17 protein-coding genes are annotated in these 18,095 nt (G+C 71.2%); 10 read left to right on the top strand and 7 right to left on the bottom strand.

The window, feature by feature from the left end; genetic code table 11:
* Positions 1-43: 43 nt before the first annotated feature.
* Positions 44-694 carry a TetR/AcrR family transcriptional regulator gene (locus tag ACFSVL_RS35525; RefSeq protein WP_378310688.1) on the bottom strand — a complete coding sequence of 217 codons (651 nt, stop codon included), beginning with the start codon at positions 692-694 and terminating at the stop codon, positions 44-46.
* Between the two features lie 51 nt (positions 695-745).
* Between ACFSVL_RS35525 and ACFSVL_RS35530 the strand changes: the two genes are divergently transcribed.
* On the top strand, positions 746-1,225 hold the full coding sequence (locus tag ACFSVL_RS35530; protein ID WP_378310690.1) for a VOC family protein: 480 nt from the start codon (positions 746-748) through the stop codon (positions 1,223-1,225).
* On the opposite strand, the gene mptB is transcribed toward ACFSVL_RS35530, so the two are convergent.
* The 3 genes from mptB to ACFSVL_RS35545 form a co-directional block, all read right to left on the bottom strand.
* Positions 1,222-2,673 carry a polyprenol phosphomannose-dependent alpha 1,6 mannosyltransferase MptB gene (gene mptB / locus ACFSVL_RS35535; RefSeq protein ID WP_378310692.1) on the bottom strand — a complete coding sequence of 484 codons (1,452 nt, stop codon included), beginning with the start codon at positions 2,671-2,673 and terminating at the stop codon, positions 1,222-1,224. The two genes, ACFSVL_RS35530 and mptB, sit on opposite strands and share 4 nt — an antisense overlap.
* Positions 2,674-2,791: 118 nt before the next feature.
* Positions 2,792-3,442 (bottom strand): superoxide dismutase family protein, encoded by a 651-nt coding sequence (locus tag ACFSVL_RS35540; RefSeq protein ID WP_378310694.1) that lies wholly within the window; start codon positions 3,440-3,442, stop codon positions 2,792-2,794.
* A 123-nt stretch (positions 3,443-3,565) separates the two neighbouring features.
* A complete protein-coding gene (locus ACFSVL_RS35545; protein WP_378310696.1) occupies positions 3,566-4,501 on the bottom strand; it encodes a hypothetical protein in 936 nt (311 codons plus the stop codon).
* A 72-nt stretch (positions 4,502-4,573) separates the two neighbouring features.
* Between ACFSVL_RS35545 and ACFSVL_RS35550 the strand changes: the two genes are divergently transcribed.
* From ACFSVL_RS35550 to ACFSVL_RS35580, 7 genes are all read left to right on the top strand, one after another.
* Complete coding sequence (locus tag ACFSVL_RS35550) at positions 4,574-5,113, top strand: PadR family transcriptional regulator (RefSeq protein WP_378310698.1); 540 nt, start codon at positions 4,574-4,576, stop codon at positions 5,111-5,113.
* Positions 5,114-5,201: 88 nt separating this feature from the next.
* The gene (locus ACFSVL_RS35555; protein ID WP_378310700.1) at positions 5,202-6,353 is read left to right on the top strand and encodes a WXG100 family type VII secretion target; all 1,152 of its coding nucleotides are present in this window, start codon (positions 5,202-5,204) and stop codon (positions 6,351-6,353) included.
* A gap of 25 nt (positions 6,354-6,378) precedes the next feature.
* Complete coding sequence (locus ACFSVL_RS35560) at positions 6,379-6,705, top strand: hypothetical protein (protein ID WP_378310702.1); 327 nt, start codon at positions 6,379-6,381, stop codon at positions 6,703-6,705.
* Complete coding sequence (locus ACFSVL_RS35565; protein ID WP_378310704.1) at positions 6,702-7,496, top strand: ESX secretion-associated protein EspG; 795 nt, start codon at positions 6,702-6,704, stop codon at positions 7,494-7,496. The genes ACFSVL_RS35560 and ACFSVL_RS35565 overlap by 4 nt, the downstream gene beginning before the upstream one ends.
* A 32-nt stretch (positions 7,497-7,528) precedes the next feature.
* Entirely contained in the window at positions 7,529-7,936 is a 408-nt protein-coding gene (locus ACFSVL_RS35570) for a YbaB/EbfC family nucleoid-associated protein (RefSeq protein WP_378310706.1), read from the top strand.
* A complete protein-coding gene (locus tag ACFSVL_RS35575; RefSeq protein WP_378310708.1) occupies positions 7,933-8,241 on the top strand; it encodes a type VII secretion target in 309 nt (102 codons plus the stop codon). Before ACFSVL_RS35570 ends, ACFSVL_RS35575 begins: the two co-directional genes overlap by 4 nt.
* A complete protein-coding gene (locus ACFSVL_RS35580) occupies positions 8,238-9,197 on the top strand; it encodes a hypothetical protein (protein ID WP_378310710.1) in 960 nt (319 codons plus the stop codon). The genes ACFSVL_RS35575 and ACFSVL_RS35580 overlap by 4 nt, the downstream gene beginning before the upstream one ends.
* Here ACFSVL_RS35580 and ACFSVL_RS35585 read toward each other — a convergent pair.
* From ACFSVL_RS35585 to ACFSVL_RS35595, 3 genes are read right to left on the bottom strand one after another with little or no spacing between them, the layout of a single operon-like run.
* The gene (locus ACFSVL_RS35585) at positions 9,175-9,582 is read right to left on the bottom strand and encodes a VOC family protein (protein ID WP_378310711.1); all 408 of its coding nucleotides are present in this window, start codon (positions 9,580-9,582) and stop codon (positions 9,175-9,177) included. The two genes, ACFSVL_RS35580 and ACFSVL_RS35585, sit on opposite strands and share 23 nt — an antisense overlap.
* The gene (locus tag ACFSVL_RS35590; protein ID WP_378310713.1) at positions 9,579-11,033 is read right to left on the bottom strand and encodes a BTAD domain-containing putative transcriptional regulator; all 1,455 of its coding nucleotides are present in this window, start codon (positions 11,031-11,033) and stop codon (positions 9,579-9,581) included. The genes ACFSVL_RS35585 and ACFSVL_RS35590 overlap by 4 nt, the downstream gene beginning before the upstream one ends.
* Positions 11,030-12,196, bottom strand: a complete 1,167-nt coding sequence (locus ACFSVL_RS35595) for a sensor histidine kinase (RefSeq protein ID WP_378310715.1) — start codon at positions 12,194-12,196, stop codon at positions 11,030-11,032. Before ACFSVL_RS35595 ends, ACFSVL_RS35590 begins: the two co-directional genes overlap by 4 nt.
* A 146-nt stretch (positions 12,197-12,342) precedes the next feature.
* On the opposite strand from ACFSVL_RS35595, the gene ACFSVL_RS35600 reads away from it, so the two are divergent.
* Complete coding sequence (locus tag ACFSVL_RS35600) at positions 12,343-17,214, top strand: RHS repeat-associated core domain-containing protein (RefSeq protein ID WP_378310717.1); 4,872 nt, start codon at positions 12,343-12,345, stop codon at positions 17,212-17,214.
* Between the two features lie 28 nt (positions 17,215-17,242).
* The gene (locus ACFSVL_RS35605; RefSeq protein ID WP_378310718.1) at positions 17,243-17,839 is read left to right on the top strand and encodes a TlpA family protein disulfide reductase; all 597 of its coding nucleotides are present in this window, start codon (positions 17,243-17,245) and stop codon (positions 17,837-17,839) included.
* Positions 17,840-18,095 lie beyond the last annotated feature (256 nt).

Genomic DNA, 18,095 nt, shown 5'->3' on the forward strand with positions numbered 1-18,095 from the left:
GAGATCATGCCGGGTCCGGCGCTCCGCCGCGACGAGGCACGCGCTAGCTGGTCCGCGGATGGAGCAGCGTTCGCAGTGCTTCACGCAGCCAGGGCCCGTACTCCGCGGCGGACCAGCCGTTGGCCCGGCGCAGGTGCACCATCGTGTCGGCACACAGCAACGCGTCCGTGGTGACCGCGAGCTGCTCTATGTCCACAGTGGACTCCAGCAATCCGTCTTCGGCCGCACGGGACCAGAATTCCTTGCACAGCAGCGCTGTCTCCCGTCGCCCGGACTGTGCGGCTTCGGCGATTTCCGGCTCCGCGCCCTCGGCTTGCGCCGCCACCTCCAGCAAAGCCCCGGCACGATCGGCGATTCCGGCCGTGACGTCGACCAGCGCGTCCAGCCGTTCCCGCAAGGTCCCGGCAGTCATCGCGTCCTGCGCCCGAGGCCGGTGCGCGACCTCGATCGGCTCCGCGTCGCCCACGAGCGCTTCGTCGATGACTCGCCGGAACAGCGCGGCCTTGGTACCGAAGCGGACGTACACAGTCCTCGGCGCTACCCCGGCCCGCCGGGCGACCTGCGTGAGCGCGGTGGCCGCATAGCCGTGCTCCAGGAACAGCTCCCGCGCCGCAGCGACGACGAGCGCCTCGGTCCGCGCGATCCGGGCCGCGCCGAACTCGGCTCGCGCATCGGCCTTGACCTGGTCTTTCATCAGATGCATCATAACTGCATTGCAGTCTTACTGCACCAGTGGAGGTCACCGATGATTCCCACCCTCGACGGAGTGCATCACCTGAAGCTGCCGGTGACCGATCTGGAGCGGTCGTCCGCCTGGTACGCCGACCGGCTCGGTTACGCGATCGCGCTCGAATTCCGTCAGCACGGCCGCCGGACCGGGGTCACCATGACGCATCCGCGCGGCGGGCCGGACCTCGGCCTCGTGCTCGACCCGGAGCTGGCCCGCGCGGCGGCCGGGTTCGACTACTTCTCCATCGGCGTCCCGGACCGGGCGAGCATCACCGCCCTCGCCGACGACCTCACCAGCCGCGGCGAACAGCACGCGGGCGTCCATTTCGCGACCGTCGGCTGGATCCTGCCCGGCCTGCACGACCCGGACGGGCACGAAGTCCGCTTCTACACCACCGAATCGCACACCCCGCTCGACCCGGCGACCCCGTTGGTGGTCGAGGACGCGATCACCTCCGCCCGAGCCGCCGAACAGGTCTGGCTGCGCACGCACTAATCCACTGTGGAGGCTTTCCGCAGCGCGAAGAACGCCGCCGCCACGACCGCCAGCCCGATCACATACCCGAGCACCAGCAACCCGACCCGCCCGCTGAAGTTGCCGCCCACCGGCGGCAGCACCACGGAAAACACCGCGACGAGCGCGATCACCACGGACCGCACGCGTCCGGCAGACAGCGACGCGGCCAGCGGAACCGCCGCCCACAGCAGGTACCACGGCTGCACGACGGGCCCGAAAATCACCACGACGCTCAGCATCAGCCCGAGCGAGCGGACCGGGTCGATCCGGCCGGTCCACTGCCGTTGCAGCACCACGACGATCCCGGTCGCGGTGAGCACGTACCCGATGATCTTGCCGACGCCGATCATCGTCTGTGTGATGTGCGCACCGAACAGCGAGCCGACGCCGCCGACGAGGAAGCCGAACCAGTTCGTCGGCGCCATCCAGCTGTTGACCTCCCCCGAGGTGGTCAGCGCGGACACCCAGCTGAACCCGATCCCCGACGCCAGCGAAACCGCCGCGGACACCGCCACGAAGACCACGACCATCGCCGCACCGGCGAGCAGGAACTCGCCGACCCGCCCGCGCCGGCGGGCGATCGCCGTCCCGACCGCGGCCAGCGCGACCAGCGCCGGCACCTTCACCTCCGCGCCGAGCGCGATGAGCAGCACCCCGCCCGCGAGCGGCCACCAGCGGATCCGGTCGCCCACCGCGTCCAGCGCGACCGCCGTGCCCGCGACCATCAGGCCGAGCATGAGCGAATCGTTGTGCATTCCGGCGACGACGTGCCACAGCACCAGCGGGTTCAGCACGCCCAGCCACAACGCGACCCGCGGCGACGCCCCCGCCTTGGCGGCCAGCCGGGGCACCGCCCACGCGATCAGCACGAGCCCGGCCACTTCGACGAGCCGATGCAGCGCGACACCGACGATCGGATTCCCGCCGGACACCTGCGCGATGACCCGCTCCACCACACCGAACAACGGCCCGTACGGCGACGGCGTCTCACGCCAGTAAACGCTGACCCGGCCGACGATGTCCGACGCCGGACCCAGCGCCTGCTGCGGGCCGACGACGTTGAGGTCGAACCCGTGCGCGGCCACCGCGCCCTGCGCGAGATAGCTGAACACGTCCCCGCTGAACAACGGCGGCACGACGAGCAGCGGCCCGCACCACAACGCGAGCGTCCGCTTCAGCCAGCTCGCGCCGGGCGAGTCCGCGGCGAGCACGCGTCCGCCGAGCAGCGCCCACGCGAGCACCACCAGCCCGACCCCGGCGATCCCGCCCGCGAACGGCGCCACGCCGGACATCCCGGCGGCCCCGGCGTACACGGCGACGGCCAGCAGCAGGACCCCGCCGAAGCCGGTCCAGCGCAGGCTCGCCGCGGACGCGAACCCGAAGAACCGCACGGGGCGCGAGAGCGTGCCCGGCTGACTAGACGACATGCGGCAATCGTAGTAGCCGCCCGCCCCGCACCCCGGCTACCGGTCCGTGAGGGGAACCCTGAGGGAATCAGATTCCCTCAGGGTTCCCTTCACGGACAGTCTACAAAGGACACTCGGGTCAGTTCTTGTCGCGGGTGATCACGCCGCAGGCGAACCGGGTTCCCGCGTCGCCGGTCGCCAGCGTCTTCTCGTCCGGGACCGGAGCGTCCGGCTTGCCGCGGACGCTGTAGCGGTCGGCGGGGATGTTGGCGAAATTGTCGGACTTCGAGTGCACGATCAGCGCGGTCCCGTCCGGGCCGAAGAGCTGGTCGAGGGTGAAGGTGTCCAGCACGAACTTCGTGTACCCGCGATTGTTGGACTGCACGAGCACCGGCGGCAGCTGTCCGATCGGCAGTCCGGTGTGGTGGTCCATCGGCATCAGGTGGGCGCCCGCGGCGGTGAACGGGTTTTTCGGGTCGCCGACCGTGCAATTGCCTTTCTCGTGGACGTGCATGCCGTGGAAACCGGGGGCGAACTGACTGGTCAGGTAGACCTCGACCCAGACCTTGTGCGAGCGCCGGTCCGCGGTGAACCACGCGGAGCCGACCTCCTTGCCGTTGACGTCCTTCAAGGTGGTGGACGCGGAGTCGCCGTCGCGGGCGGCCGAGCCGGCTGGCTGCCGAGCGGTGTCGGGCAGCTGCTGGCCGGTTTGGCTGACCGCCGCTGGCGCGACGCCAACGACCAGTGCGCAAGCGCCGAGCGTGCCTGCGACAAACTTCTTTCTGCGCACGGTATCTCCCTGAGGGCACTGGTGATCTCTGACCGCTCCAGAATCAGCCCTCGCCTTCCCGGTGGCCAGGGGCCAGATGGAAGTAAAGAGTCCGGCACGCGGCGGAATGTCCAGGTTTCGCGGTCAGGCGGCATATTCGGCGATCAGCCGCTTAACCGTCTCATAAGCGGGTTTGGCGGAATAATCATCGCGCAGCAGACCGAACCGGTTCTCCCGGGGTCCGCTCGACAATCCGTCCCGCAGCCCGAAAATCTCGTACGTGTCCACCCCGGCTTCCGGCAGCCCGAAAACCGTGCGCGCGACGGATTCCATCACGCGAGCCTGCTGTTCCTCCGAATTCTCCGGTCCGGTCGGCCACCCGGTCTCGGTGATGTGCAGCGGCACCGAACCCGGTATCCCGATCTCCGACGCGGACTCGCGAAATGACCGGACAACATACGTCACCGCGCCGGGCAACGCATCGGCGGGCACCGGCCGGAAAACGTCCGGAAAGAAATCCAGCCCGAGGAAATCCACGCGAGTCAATACTTCCGGGTCTACCGCCGAACGCACCTCGTCCCAAAACGGATCCCCGGGCAACGCGACCGCCGCGTTGAATCCGATCGCCACGTCGACCCCCAGTCGCGTCCGCTCGTCCAGCGCCGCCGCGAGACCGGCACCGAGCGCGTCGTAGCAACCGGGGCTGCCGCCATCCAGCGGCGCGGCGACGTTGACCTCCTCGCAGACCTGCAGTTTCCCGCCGCCCAGTTCGGCGACCTCCCGAACCGCTCTCCGCACCGCATCGGCGAACCCGCCCGGATCGACCTCCGGACTGCTGTAGCCGAGCACGTAGTCCACCACCCGTCCGTCGCCGAGGTACGGAACGGGATCCGGCGGCGTCGGCTCGTGCGTGCCCCGGTAGTGGCGATAGCAGCGCACGTAGAACCGTTCCGCGCCCTTCGCGAGGTCCCGCAACGCTTCCGCGGTCCGCTCGACGTCTTCCGGCGGCGCGTCGATGAACGTTTCCAGCCGCACCAGATCCGTGCTGACCACACCGGGCCACACGCCGAAGGTGATCATGACCGTCCCCTCTCCAGTAGTCGTATACGAGCAATGTACTCGTATACGACTAACGTGCGCTACCCTGGCCCGGTGCCGACGAACGCTCTCGACAACCCGCTCGTGCTGCCGATGCTCGGCCTGCTCGTGGAAACCCCGCGCCACCAGTACGCGCTGCTGCGCGAGCTCCGCACCCGCTACCCGTTCCTGAACCCGAAGACCTCGACGGTGTACACGCTGGTCAGCACGCTGACCCGGCACGGACTCGTCGAACCGGACGGCGACGGCGACCCTCAGCCGGTCCGGCTCACCGAAGCCGGCCTCGCCGACTTCCGCGAACGGATCGAACGGCAGCTGCGCGACGCCGACCCGAACCTCGACTCGCGGTTCCTGATCGCGCTGGCCTACCTCGGCGCGCTCCCGCCAGCGCGCGCGGTGACCCTGCTGCGCGACCGCGCGGACCGCGTCCGCGACCAGCACCGCGAGCTGTCCGCGACGCTCGACCGCGCCGATCTGCCGGAAATGCAGATGATCGAGGTGCATTTCCTGGTTTCGCGGCTCCGGCACGACGCCGCGTGGCTCGCCCGCACGGCGGCCCGGATCGAGAGCGGGGACCTCGTCCCGCCCCGGTGATCACAGCTTTCATCGTGATTTCATCGCCGCCCCTTACCGTGCGCGAGTGCCCGGCGACAGCTGGCCGGGCAGAGGCGAAGGTGGGGGTATGACCGGCGAATCCGGATCAGTGGTCGACGCCGCGTCGGCCGGGGTGGAGAACCTGGCGGACTCGGCGCTCGCGGGACTCGACAAGGCGGGGCCGGTCGGCGACCTGGCCCGCCCGGTGGTGTCCGCGCTGCGCAACGTGTGGGAGGGCTACTTCGGCGCGCCGGTCCCGCCCGGCGGCACCAACTGGAACGCCTACACCCACCAGCAGCTGTACCAGATGCTGTGGGAGAAGGCCGACGTCGGCGACGTCAGCACGGTCGCCGCGGAATGGCAGCGGCACGGTTCGGCCATGCAGTCGCACGCCGATTCGCTCAAATCGCAGCGGGGGACGCTGCACGAGAACTGGAGCGGGGAGGCGGCCGAACGCGCGTCCGGACGGCTGGGCTCGCTCGGCGACCGCGCGTCCGGGATCGGCGACCGCGCCGGAACCGTCGGCGGCGCCGCCCAGGACGCCGGCGACTCGCTCGCCGTCGCGCGCAACACCATGCCGAAGCCGCCGGGCGACCCGACTGGGGGCGCAGTCGCCGCGGCGGCGGCCGGAGCGGGTGCGGGCGCGGTCATCGGCGGGATCCTCGGCGCCGGGGCGGGCGGGATCGGGGCCGGCCCGGGTGCGCTGATGGGCGCGGCGATCGGAGCCGTCGCGGGCGGCGGGGCCAGCCTGTTCGTCGCGAACGTCGCGGCGGCCGAGCAGAAAGCCCAGGCGGTGCACGTGATGCAGCGCTACGAAGCCAGCCTGCACAAGAGTTCGCGCGCCATCAATCCGCCGCCCGCCGGGTCGACGACCGCGGATTCCTACGGCGCGGACGAGTCGACCAGCGCGTCGAGCTACGCCGGTCCGCTCGGCGGAGCCGGGTCCGGCGTCGGCGGCGGCATGCCGTGGGGCGCGCTGACCACGGCGGCCCCGATCGAATCTGGTCTGTCCGCCGGATTCCGCTCCGCGCTCGGCATGGAAAGCGCGCTGCTCGCCCGCAACGCCGCGATGGCGGAGATGGCCGCTGCCCGCGCGGCCAATGGCAACGGCATGATGCCCGGCCGCGGCGCGGGCGCCTCGCAGGAGGAGGAAGAGGAGCACAAGAACAAGATGCCGGTGCTCGACCAGCCGCTCCTGCACCCCGAGGACAAGACCATCAGCCCGGTGATCGGGCTGTGACCAGCGAGAACGACAGGAGCACCCGATGACCGGCCACGAGGTCGCCCCGAACGCGCTGGACCGGCAGGTCGCCGCGCTCGGCAGACTCGGCGAGCAGACCGGGGAACTCGTCGGTTCGGCGGGACGGCTCGCCGACCGGCTCCCGCAGCTCGGCACCGCGCCGCCCGCGCTGCACCTGGCGCAGCGGCTGCGCGAGGCCGCCGGGCACGCCGGGCTCACCGGCGAACTGGGCGCCGCGGACACCGAGCTGACCGGGTTCCACGAAGCGCTGCAGGCAGGCATCCGGCGCTACCAGGACCACGAATCCGGGGTACAGGAAGCGTTCCAGCGGCTCGAACGGCAAGCCGAATGACCGCCGTGCTGCCACGCACCGGCGACGAGACCGTCCACATCGGACTCGTCGAGGCCGACCTGCTGGCCGCGCACGCCGGGGCGAGCTGGCCGTTTCCGTTGCAGGTGCCGTCTTACGGCCGGATCGACGGCGAGCGCGAGATCCTGTTCGCCACCGCCGGGCAGACGCTGCTGGCCCGCGGTCTCGCCGACGAATCCGGGCCGGACGGTCTCGCCGCGGAAGCGGTGACCGCACTGCGCGAACGCCGCGGCGTCGTCGATTTGGTGGTGGCGGACGCCGAGGGGGCGACCGCCGTCACCGCACTCGTCTACCAGTCGTCAGCGCTGATCTGCCGCCAGCGGCTCGACGCCGACACGCTGTCTGTGCGCCGGGTCGACGAAACCGCGCTGGTCGACGCCGTGTTCGCGGAAATCCCGAAGCTGGAGGCGGCGCGCACGATGCCGGTCACGCTGCCCGCGCACGCGGTGAAGGAGGCGATGGCGCTCACCGACGACGAGGACGACGTCTCCCGCGCGCACCGGCTGCGCGACCTGGTCCGCGACTCCGGCGGCGACCCGGCGGCGCTCGAAAGCCTCGCCGGCCTGGTCGTCCCGTTGACCGGCCGCGGCCAGCTCGGCGCGACCCGCGACGGGCGCACCCGGGAAGGCCGCGAACTGTCGTGGCTGGACGGGCCGCGCGGCCGCGTCCGGGTCAATCCCGCGCGCAACGGCTGGCTGAGCGTGAACTCGCTGCGCCCGGCCGACCTGCGCTTCGCCCTCGGCGAGATGGCCACCGCCGCGCGGCGGCCGTGATGACCGCACCGAAAACGACCGGAGGATCTTCCGTGCCGATCCAAGACTCGGCGGCCTGGCTCGCCGACTACCAGAAAAACCTGTCCCGGATGCAAGCGAACGCCGAAGCCGCGAGCGCGAGCCTCAGCCGCGTCGGCGGACGGGCCGCGTCGCCGCGCGGCGAGGTCGAGGTCGAGGTGGGCCCGAGCGGCGCGCTGACCGACTTGCGGCTGAGCCCCGCCGCCCGCACCCTCGAAGCCGACGCGCTCGCCCGGCTCATCCTCGCGACGGTGCACGACGCGCACCGCCAAGCGGGCGCACAGGTCGTGGACATCATGACCGACTACGTCGGCGACGGCCCCGCACTTCAGATGGTCCGCGACAACCTCCCGGTCGAGGCGGCCCCCGCCGCCCCGCGCCAGGAGGACGACTACTTCGCGCACCCGGGGATCATCTCGTGACCGCCGGCTTCGAGGTCGACCCCGCGCAGCTGCGCCGGCACGCGGCCACCGTCGGCGACCTGGCCGACCGGCTCGGCAATACCGCACGCAGCGCCCCGTCCGGACTCGGCGACCAGGCACTCGGCGTCTTCGTGCAGTTCCTCACCGCGGGCCTGCAGTCGGCGGTCGGCAAGACGACGGACGCGGTCTCGCACGCTTCGTCCACTGTGGACAAAGTGAGCGCGAACCTCACCCAGGCCGCGGAAAGCTACGAACGCCGCGACCAGGGCAATGCCGCGTCGCTGCCCGGAAAGGACCTGCCGTGACCGATTCAGGCCAGATTCTGGCAGACCTCAAGAGCACCACCCAGGCAGTCGAGAACCACGACTGGGTGTCCGCGGGCCTCGGCGGCGCCAGCACCGCACTCGACCTGCTTGGCGCGACGCAGGACCCGCTCGCCGCACTGACCTCGGCCGGGTTCGGCATGATCACCGAACTGGTGCGGTTCCTGGAAGAGCCGCTGAAACAGTTGCAGGGCAACCCGGATTCGGTTTCCTCGCACTCGCAGGGCATGGAGGGCGGCGGCCAGCAGGTATCGTCCGTCGCGGACGACTACCGGCAGTCGGCGGGCCCGGAAACGTCGGGCTGGAGCGGTTCTTCGGCGTCGAGCTACCGCGACAACAGCTCGCAGCACGCGGACTGCGTCGAAGCGGTCGGCCAAGCCGGCATCGCGATGGCGAAGGCGGCCACCGGAGCGGGGAAGGTGGTCGCGAAGGCGCAGCAGGAGGTCGGCGGGCTCATTTCGGAGGCTGTCGGCCAGATTATCCAGCTGATGACGCAGGCGTTCGCGGCCGCGCAGGCAACGTTCGGCGCGAGCATCGCGGCGGCGATCCCGCAGGCGGTGGCGATCGCCACCCAGTACGGCGGGCAGATCGCGCAGAAGCTCGGGGTGTTGCTGTCGGATTCGGACAATCTGCTGCAGCTGATCACCTCGGTGACACAGGGGCTTGAGGCGGCTACGCAGCTGATGACGAAGCTCAGCGAGGCTTCGAAGAGCGGCTCTGACGGCGAGACCAGCTCTTCGGACTCTTCGCAGACTTCGTCGCGGTATCCGTCCTCTTCGGACTCTTCGGCAAGTTCGCGGTATCCGTCGTCTTCGGAGTCGCAGTACTCCAGTTCGCCGGAGGACTCGCAGTACCCGGATTCCTCGGACTCCTCGGATTCTCAGTACCCGGAGCAGCACCGCCCGCGCACTCCGGTCAGCACGGCCCGGCAGAGCTGACGAGTTCGACCTCGAAACCGTCGTCGTTCTCCAGGTACGCGGCATAGTGCTCCGCGCCCCCGGCATGGGGATGCTTCTCCGGAAACATCAGCCGCCACCCATGCCGGGCGGCGTCGGCGGTCAACTGGTCGACCGTCGCCGCGTCCTCGACGTGAAAAGCCAGGTGGTTCAGTCCAGGACGACAGCGGTCGTGCCGGTCCGCGGTCAGCGCCGGGGACTGCTCGACCACGAGATACGTCGGCCCGAGCCGCCAGCTTCGGCCCGCGTCCCAGGTCTGGAACCGCTGATAGCCCAGCGTTTCCAGCAGCCAGCCGAGCGACGCGGCCGCGCGGGCGAGGTCCGGCACCCACAACTCGACATGGTGCAGGGTCCCGTGTCCGCTCACGAGGGACCCCGATCCGAGCTGAGCACCACCCGCAGCTCCCGGTCCAGCTCCGCCCCCGGCTCGACGTCCAGATCCGTCCGCAGCCGCTCCCGCGTCCGCCGGTGCACCGCCAGCGCGTCCGCCCGGCGGCCGCCGCCGTGCAGCGCCCGCATCAGCAGCACCGCCAGCGGTTCCCGATGCGGATGCACCGCCAGCAGTGCCGTCAGCTCGTGCACCACGTCGTCCGTCCGCCCCAGTTTCAGTTGCAGCACGGCCTTTTCCTGCACCAGCGTCAGCCGCCGTTCGGTCAGCCGCAGTCGCTCGCCCTCGACGAACGGGCCCGGCAATCCGGCCAGCGGCTCGCCGTGGAACAAGGCCAGCGCGCCGGCGTAGGCGTCGACCGCGGCCGCCGGATCGCCGCTGTGCGTGGCGGTCGCGGCTTCGGAGATCCGGTCGGTCAGCTCGGTGACGTCCAGCCGCACTCGTTCCCCGGCGAAGCGGTATCCGCCGCGATCACTGCCGATGACCGAGTCTTCCGTCCGTTCGCCCGCTCCGCGCAGGCATTTCCGCAGCCGATGCACGTACACCGGGACCACCCGGCCACCGGTGCCCGGCGGTTCCAGCCCCCACACGCCGTCGAGCAGCTCGCCCGGACTGACCGTCTCGCCCGGCCGCAGCACCAGCGCCGCCAGCAGCGCCTGCTGCCGGACCGGGCCCAGGTCCAGCGGGTTCGGCCCGCGCCACGCCTGCAACGGGCCGAGCACGCTGAACCGCAGCGAGTCCGGGCCGGCCGGGGCCGGTGCCGTGCCCGGCGTGACCAGGCCGTGGTCGAAGGCGTACACGATGGCCGCCGCACGGTCGCGGAGGCGGAGTTTCGCGCGCACCCGCTCGAAATGCGCCTCGACGGTACTCGCGGAAACCGCCAGTGTGCCAGCGATTTCCGCGTCCGTCAGGCCCCGCGCCACCGCGGTGAGCACGTCCAGTTCGCGCGGCGTCAACAGCCCGGACGGCACCACCGGACGGTCGGCGGCTGCCTCGCGGTAGGTCGTGAGCACCCGTCCGGTGACCGCCGGATCGAGCCACGCTTCGCCCATCGCGACCGCTCGCACCGCGCGGATCAGGTCCTCCGCCGGGGAATCCTTCAGCACGTACCCGACCGCGCCCGCGCGCAGCACCCCGGCGAGCAGTTCGTCGTCGTCGAACGTGGTCAGCGCGAGCACCGGCGGACACGGTCCGGACGCCCGCAGCCGCCGCGTCGCCTCGATGCCGTCGACGCGCTTCATCCTCAGGTCCATCACCACGACGTCGACCCCGCCGGCCGCCTCAAGCGCCGCCGGGACCTCATCGCCGTCGGAACACTCCCCCGCCACCACGAACCCGTCGCGGCGGCGCAGGATCAACCGCAGCCCCGACCGCACCAGTTCCTGGTCGTCAACGAGCAAGACCCGCATTTCCCCCGAGGCAGCGGTCACGACACGACCTCGCGCGCCAGCGGCACCGTCACGTCGACCACCCACTCGTCACCCTCGGGCCCCGCGCTCAACTGCGCGCCAAGCTGACCCGCGCGCGCCGCCATGCCCGCCAGCCCCGATCCTCCCGGCTTCCGTGCCGCGCCGGTGTGTCCATTGCGGACAGTCAATCTGGCTTCCGCGGTGCCGATCTCCAGTCTTACCAAGGCTTTCTCGGCCGGTTCGTGCTTGACCACGTTCGCCAGCGACTCCTGGACGATCCGGTAGAGCCCCAGCCCCACCGCATTGCCGACCGCGGTCACGTCGCCCTCCAGTTCGTAGTCCGCGACCAGCCCGGCCGCGCACGTTTCCGCCACCAGGTCCGCGATGTCGCCCGCGCCGGGCAGCGGCCGCGTTCCCGAAGACTCCTGCGCGAGCAATCCCACCGTACGGCGGATGTCGGCCATCGCCGCCCGCCCGATCCGCTCCGCCTCGGTGAGCGCGGCGACGGCTTCGTCGATGTCGCGATCCGTGCGCAACCCGTGCCGCGCGCCCGTGACGTGCAGCAACGTGATGCTCAGCGAATGCGCCACGACGTCGTGCACCTCGCGCGCGATTCGCTGCCGCTCGCCGAGCATCGCCTGCTCGCGCACCGCCTCCTGCTTGCCGCGCTCGGCGTCCAGCGCGCGCACGTACCAGCGCAGCATGAACCCGGCGGCCATCCCGACGATCACCGCGAGCATGTACACCGGAAACCCGACGAGCCCGACCGTCAGCGCCGCCGCCCCGAGCACCGCGACCGCCCCGCCGGTCGCCGCGAACGCGACCCGCGCCGACGCGATGGACCCGAGTTCGCCGGTCAGCACGACCAGCGGCATCGGCGCGAAGTCCGGCACCACCGGAAAGGCCAGCAGCAGCCCGGTCCCGGCGAGCATCCCGGCCGCCTTCACCCACGACGGCGCGAGCCGCCCGGTGCAGACCCACAGCAGCGTCGACGACGTGGCCAGCAGAAACCCCGCGATCGCCGCCGGCAGCGCGGGCCCGGCCCGCTGCGCCACCGCGACGATCAGCCCGATCACCGTGAAGGCGGTCGTGCCCATCGGAACCCACCAGGGCAGCGTGAGCCCGGACCGGGCCAAGCCGTCGGCCAGCCTGCCCCGCAACCGGTCCCGCGCTGTCTCCCACACGAGGTCCAGCCTAGAAAACCGCGACGGCGGCCGCCCAGCGGGAAGAACGGGGAACTCCCGGTGCCCGATCGGGCGCCGCCGGATGCACGGAAGATCAACGGTGGGTTACCGTCCGGGCAGGGGAAACGCTGGGGGAGGGGACAGTTGTGAGCAACCCGCTGGTCGCGCCGGTCAAGGACTCGACGACGGCGATGTCCGGGGTGCCGCTGCTCGAGGACGCGGAAACCCTGAAGCAGGGCATCGAGAGCAAGAACTGGGCGTCGGTGGCGATCGGCGCGGTGGGGACCGCGCTGGATGTGCTGACCGCGGTGATGGACCCGTTCGGCGCGATCTTCGCGGCCGGGGTCGGCTGGCTGATGGAGCACGTCGGCCCGCTGAAGGAAGCCCTCGACGCGCTCACCGGCAATGCGGACGAGATCAAGTCGCAGGCGGAGACCTGGACGAACGTCGCCAAGGAGCTCGAGGGCGTCTCGGCGGAGCTGACCGAGCTGATCAAGAAGGACCTGGAGAGCTGGCAGGGCGAGGCTGCCGACGCCTATCGCAAACGCGCCGCGGACACCGCCGCGCTGATCGGCAGCGCGCAGAAAGGCAGCGAGGGCGCGGCCAGCGGCGTCAAGACCGCCGGAGAGATTGTCGCGGCCGTGCGGTCGCTGGTGCGGGACACGATCGCGGACCTGGTCGGGCACCTGATTTCCTGGGCGCTGCAGGTGCTGTTCACGGCTGGGATCGGGATGGCGTGGGTGGTGCCGCAGGTCGTCACCGCCGTCGCGAAGACCGCCTCGACCATCGCGAAGGTGACCTCGAAGCTGGTCAAGGCCCTCAAGGCGCTGATCCCGCTGCTGAAGAAGGCCGGCGTGCTGTTCAAGGACGCCGCGAAGTCCTTGAAAGGGCTCAAGGGCGGCAAGGGCGCCCCGGCGCCGAAGCCCAAGGACATCAACGTCAAATCCGACAAGCCCAGGTCCAATCCCAAGGAGGACGAGAGCGTCTCGACCTCCGGCGACCACAGCGGCGGGGGCGGGAACACCCACAGCTCCGGCGACCGCGGCGGCAACCACCAGCCGGGCAGCGAGGGCACCCGGGGCGAGCCCGGCGGCTCGGGCGGCTCAGGCGGCCGGGAGACCGGCGGCGACCGGGTCGACCCGCAGGGCGCCCGGGAGACCCGCGGCGACGGCGGACGCGGGGCCGATCCGGCGAAAACCAAGGATTCGGAAGGGAAGTGCACCGGGCTCGACCCGGTCGACCTCGCCACCGGCGACCTCCTGTTCAGCGAGATCGACCTCTTCGTCCCCGGCGACCTCGGCGCGCTGGTCGTCCGCGAGCACGTGTCGTCCTACCGCGACGGGCAGTGGTTCGGGCCGTCGTGGACGTCGGTGTTCGACGAACGGCTCGAACTCGCCGACGGCGTGGTCAAGTACTTCTCTGCCGACGCGATGGTGCTGTCGTTCCCGTACCCCCGCCCGGGAACAACCGGGACCGTCCCCGAGCACGGCCCGCTGCGCCGGCTCAGCGTCGACGCGGACGCGTACCTGCTCGACGATCCCGGCCGCGAGCAGACCCGCCGGTTCCTTCCGCATCCGCAGCGGCCGGATGTCTTGCTGCTGAACGAGATCTACACCTACGACGGCGAAACGGTCACCGTCGGCTACGACGAGAACGGCGTCCCGGCGGAACTCGCCCATTCCGCGGGAGCCCGGCTCCGCGTCGACGCCGCCGACGGACGGATCCGCGCGGTGCACGCGGCGGGCCCGGCCGCACCGGTGCTGGTCGCCCGGTACGGATACGACGAACGCGGGCACCTTTCCGTGCGGCACAACTCCTCCCCCGTGCCCGCGCGCTACACGCACGACGCGGAAGGCCGGCTGGTGAGCTGGACCGACCACGCCGGGCACTGGTACCGGCAGGTGTACGACGCGCGGGGCCGGGTCGTGCAGGCGGTCGGCGAGGGCGGCTACCTCTCCGGCTCGGTCTCCTACGCCGGGAACCGCACCGTGCTGACCGATTCGCTGGGCCACCGCAAGACTTTCGAGTTCGACCCGGACGGCGACCTGCTGTCGGAAACCGACCGGACCGGCGGCGTCACCCGGTTCGAATGGGGCCGGTACAACAAGCTTTCGGCACGCACCGACCCGCTCGGCAGGCGCACCGAGTTCGAGCACGACGAGACCGGCAGGCTCGCCGCGGTGAAGCGGCCGGACGGCAGCCGTGTCGAGATCCTGGTGCACACCAGCGCCGAACTGGTGATCGGCGTCCGCGAGGGAGAGCGGCTGCTGCGCCGCACCTACCGGGCCCCGCTGCCGGACCCCTACACCGACGCCCTCGGCTCGTCGGCCGACCAGGACCGCTCGGCCGCCGAAGCTCCCTCGCCGCTCTCCGCGCCCGCCGAGAACCGCGACCGGGACCTGTTCGGCAGGCCGCGCGTCGTCCGGAACGCCGCGGGCGGGCGCGAGACCCGGTCGTGGTCGGTCGAGGGCACGCTGCGGTCGCTGGTCCAGCCGGACGGCGCGCGGTACGAGTGGGTCCTGGACGGCGAAGGCGCCCCGGTGCGGAGCATCGACCCGCTGAACCGGGCGTCGATCACCGAATACGGCCCGTTCCGCATCGTCACCGCCACCGTCGACCCGGCGGGCGCCCGCACCGTCCGGCGCTACGACACCGAACTGCGCCAGGTCGCGGTCGTCAACCCGGCGGGACAGACCTGGGAGTTCAGCTACGACGCCGAGGGCCGGATGATCGCGCAGTCCGACTTCGGCGGCCGGGTCAGCCAGTACGAATACGACGCCGCGGGCCAGCAGACCCGCGCCGCCAACGCGGCCGGGGAAACGGTCGCCTGCACCTACGACCTGCTCGGCAACCTGGTCCGCCGCGAGTCCGCGGCACGGGTCGACGAGTACCGCTACGACGCGGTCGGGAACGTGGTGCACGCCGCGGGACCGGACGCGGAAACGACGATCGAGTACGACGAGATCGGGCGCGCGGTCCGGCAGGTCTCGGGCGGGCGCACCACCACTTTCGCCTACGACGGCGAGTCGGGCGTCACCCGCCGGACCCCGTCCGGAGCCGAAGTCGCCTGGGCACGCGGCGCGGACGGCGTCGACACGCTCTCCGTCACCGGCGTGGAACTGACCCTCAAGCACGACGCGGCCGGACGGCTCGCCTCGGTGCGCGACAGCGAGAAAACCTTGCTGCAGCAGCACTTCGACCTCAGCGGACAGCTCATCGGGCAGCAGACGCCCGCCGGGGCCCGCCAGTACCACCGCCGGCCGGACGGCAGCGTCTCGTCGCGCGACGACGCCGCCGGGCACGTGCGCTACGACCACGACCAGGTCGGCCGGGTCACCGCCGTGCACTCCCCGCGCGGCGCCGAGCAATACCGGTACGACGTGCTCGGCGACCTCGTCTCGTCGTCGCCGGGGACCGGGGCGGAAGCCGGCCCGCGCCGCTACGACGGCGGCCTGCCGGAAACCGCGGGCGCGGTGAGCTACACGCACGACGCGCAGGGCCGGATGACCTCCCGCACGGTCGCCGTCCCCGGCGGGCCCGCGCGGACCTGGGCCTTCGCCTGGGATCCCGGGGACCAGCTCGTCGGCGTGCGGACCCCGGACGGCGACCGCTGGCGCTACCGCTACGACTCCCTCGACCGCCGGGTGGCCAAGCAGCGCCTCGACGCGGCGGGCCGGGTCGCCGAACAGGTCGAGTTCGTCTGGGACGGCACCCAGCTGATCGAAACCCTGCACACCGTCGGGGACTCGCCCGCGACCGTGCTCACCTGGGCGCACCACCCGGACGACGACCGCCCGGTGGCACAGGTGCCGACCGGCGCGGACGGGGCGGCCCAGCCGGTCGCCGTGCTCGTGACCGACGCGGTCGGCACCCCGGTCGAGACGGTCGGCTCCGGCGGCGGCGAAATCCTGCGCACCAGCCTGTGGGGCCTGTCCACCGGCGGCGAGCCGACGCCGCTGCGCTTCCCCGGCCAGTACTACGACGCGGAAACCGGGCTGCACTTCAACGTCTTCCGCTACTACGACCCCGGCAACGCGCGCTATCTCAACCCGGACCCGCTCGGCCTCGAACCTTCCCCCAACCCGCTGGCCTACGTCAGCGACCCGCTGCGGTACGCCGACCCGCTCGGCCTGACCGGCATCGGCGACGACCTCGGGAACTACGCCCCGGACCGCACCGGCCTCAAGCGCAAATGCAAGGGCAACCAGTCCGGGAATTCCGGGCAGCCCGCGCAGAACGGCCAAGGCTCGTCCGCTCCGCCCGCCAAGAAACCGCGCACGCCGAAACCCGGCGGGTCCGGCAAGCCAGCGAGGACCGGGCCCAACGAATGGGACCAGACGCCGCACGGGCCGATCAACGGCAAGCGGCACGAATCCCAGGGCGGCGGCACCGGCACCGGCGAACTGCACCTCGACGGGTCGAAGAACCACTCGACCAAGTCGGGCGGGGCCTGGGACAACCACTGCACGGACGTCCCGCAGATCAACGACGCGGCCCGCAACGGCAAGCTCACCCCGGAGTTCAAGCAGCTGCTCGGCAACAGCGAGATGATCAAGGGGCACATGCACACCGAGGGGCTCGGCGGGGCGGGCGACTCCGCGAACCTCACCCCGCTCAGCAAGAAGGCGAACTCGACGATGTCCGGCAACTTCGAGAAGCCGCTCGCGAACGCCGAAGACAAGCTCCACCTGATGAAGGGGCACGGCAGGGTCTCCGACGCCACCCTGACCACCCGCGGCTACAGCCCGCAGGAGATCGCCCGGCTCAACAAGAAGCTGGACGACCTGCAGATCGATTTTTCGGTGACCCCGAGCAAAGACCTGAAGCTGCCGAATTCCACGAACGCCTTCGAACAATCAGTCCACGACAAGATCGAGCTGCGTTCGAACCTGAACGTCGATCCCGAGCTGGACCGGTTCCTGTCCAAGGAATACGGGAGAAGCTACGCCGAGCTGAAGAACCACATGCCGGGCAACCTGGACGTCGACACGATGAGCGGCCGCATCACCAGGCGGTAGCCGGAGCCGGTATCGATACGATGCCCGGGTGCTCTCCCGACGCGGCGACGGCCGCCGGCGGCCCCGTTTCCTCCTGCTGGCGGCACTGCTGGCCCTGACCGGCTGCGCGACCGGCAAGGACGCGGGCGGCCGGGCGGACACCTTCGAATTCGTGTCCCCCGGCGGCCAGACGGCCATCCACTACCCCGTGGCGCAGCGCCAAAAAATCGCGAACCTCAAGGGCCAGAGCCTCCGCGAGCCCGGCAAGGACATCTCGCTCGCCGACTACTCCGGCAAGGTCGTCCTGCTCAACCTCTGGGGCGCCTGGTGCGGACCGTGCCGCGCGGAGTCGGGCACGCTGAAGACCATCGCGGACTCCGGCCGGGACCGCGGGATCCGGGTGCTCGGCATCAACGTCCGCGACAACCCGAAGTACGCCGCCGATTTCGTGAAGGACCTCGGGCTCGGCTACGAGTCGATCTTCGACCCGTCCGGCCGGGTCGCCCTGCAACTGCGCGGCATCCCGCTGGCCGCGGTGCCGGTCTCGCTGATCGTCGACAAGCGGCAACGGGTCGCGGCCGTCTACCTCGGCGCGGTCCTGAAGACCGACGTCCAGCCCACCCTCGACAGCGTGCTCGCCGAGTGACCCCGGTCCGCGGTCCGTCCACAAAGGACACCAGAACCGGCGATGTGCCCGTTTTATGCCCGAAGGTCCGTGAGGGGAACCCTCAGGGAATCAGAGTCCCTCAGGGTTCCCCTCACGACCCGCACGCACCCCCGCCGCTGCCCGTGAAGGACTCCTTGAAGGAATCAGATTCCCTCAAGGAGTCCCTCACGGATGACACGCCCAACTCCCGCCCTCGCGCGCAACGACTCCTTGAGCCCCGGGCATCCCCAGCCAA

Origin of the sequence: Amycolatopsis silviterrae, assembly GCF_042684085.1 — a bacterium.
GTDB lineage: Bacteria > Actinomycetota > Actinomycetes > Mycobacteriales > Pseudonocardiaceae > Amycolatopsis > Amycolatopsis silviterrae.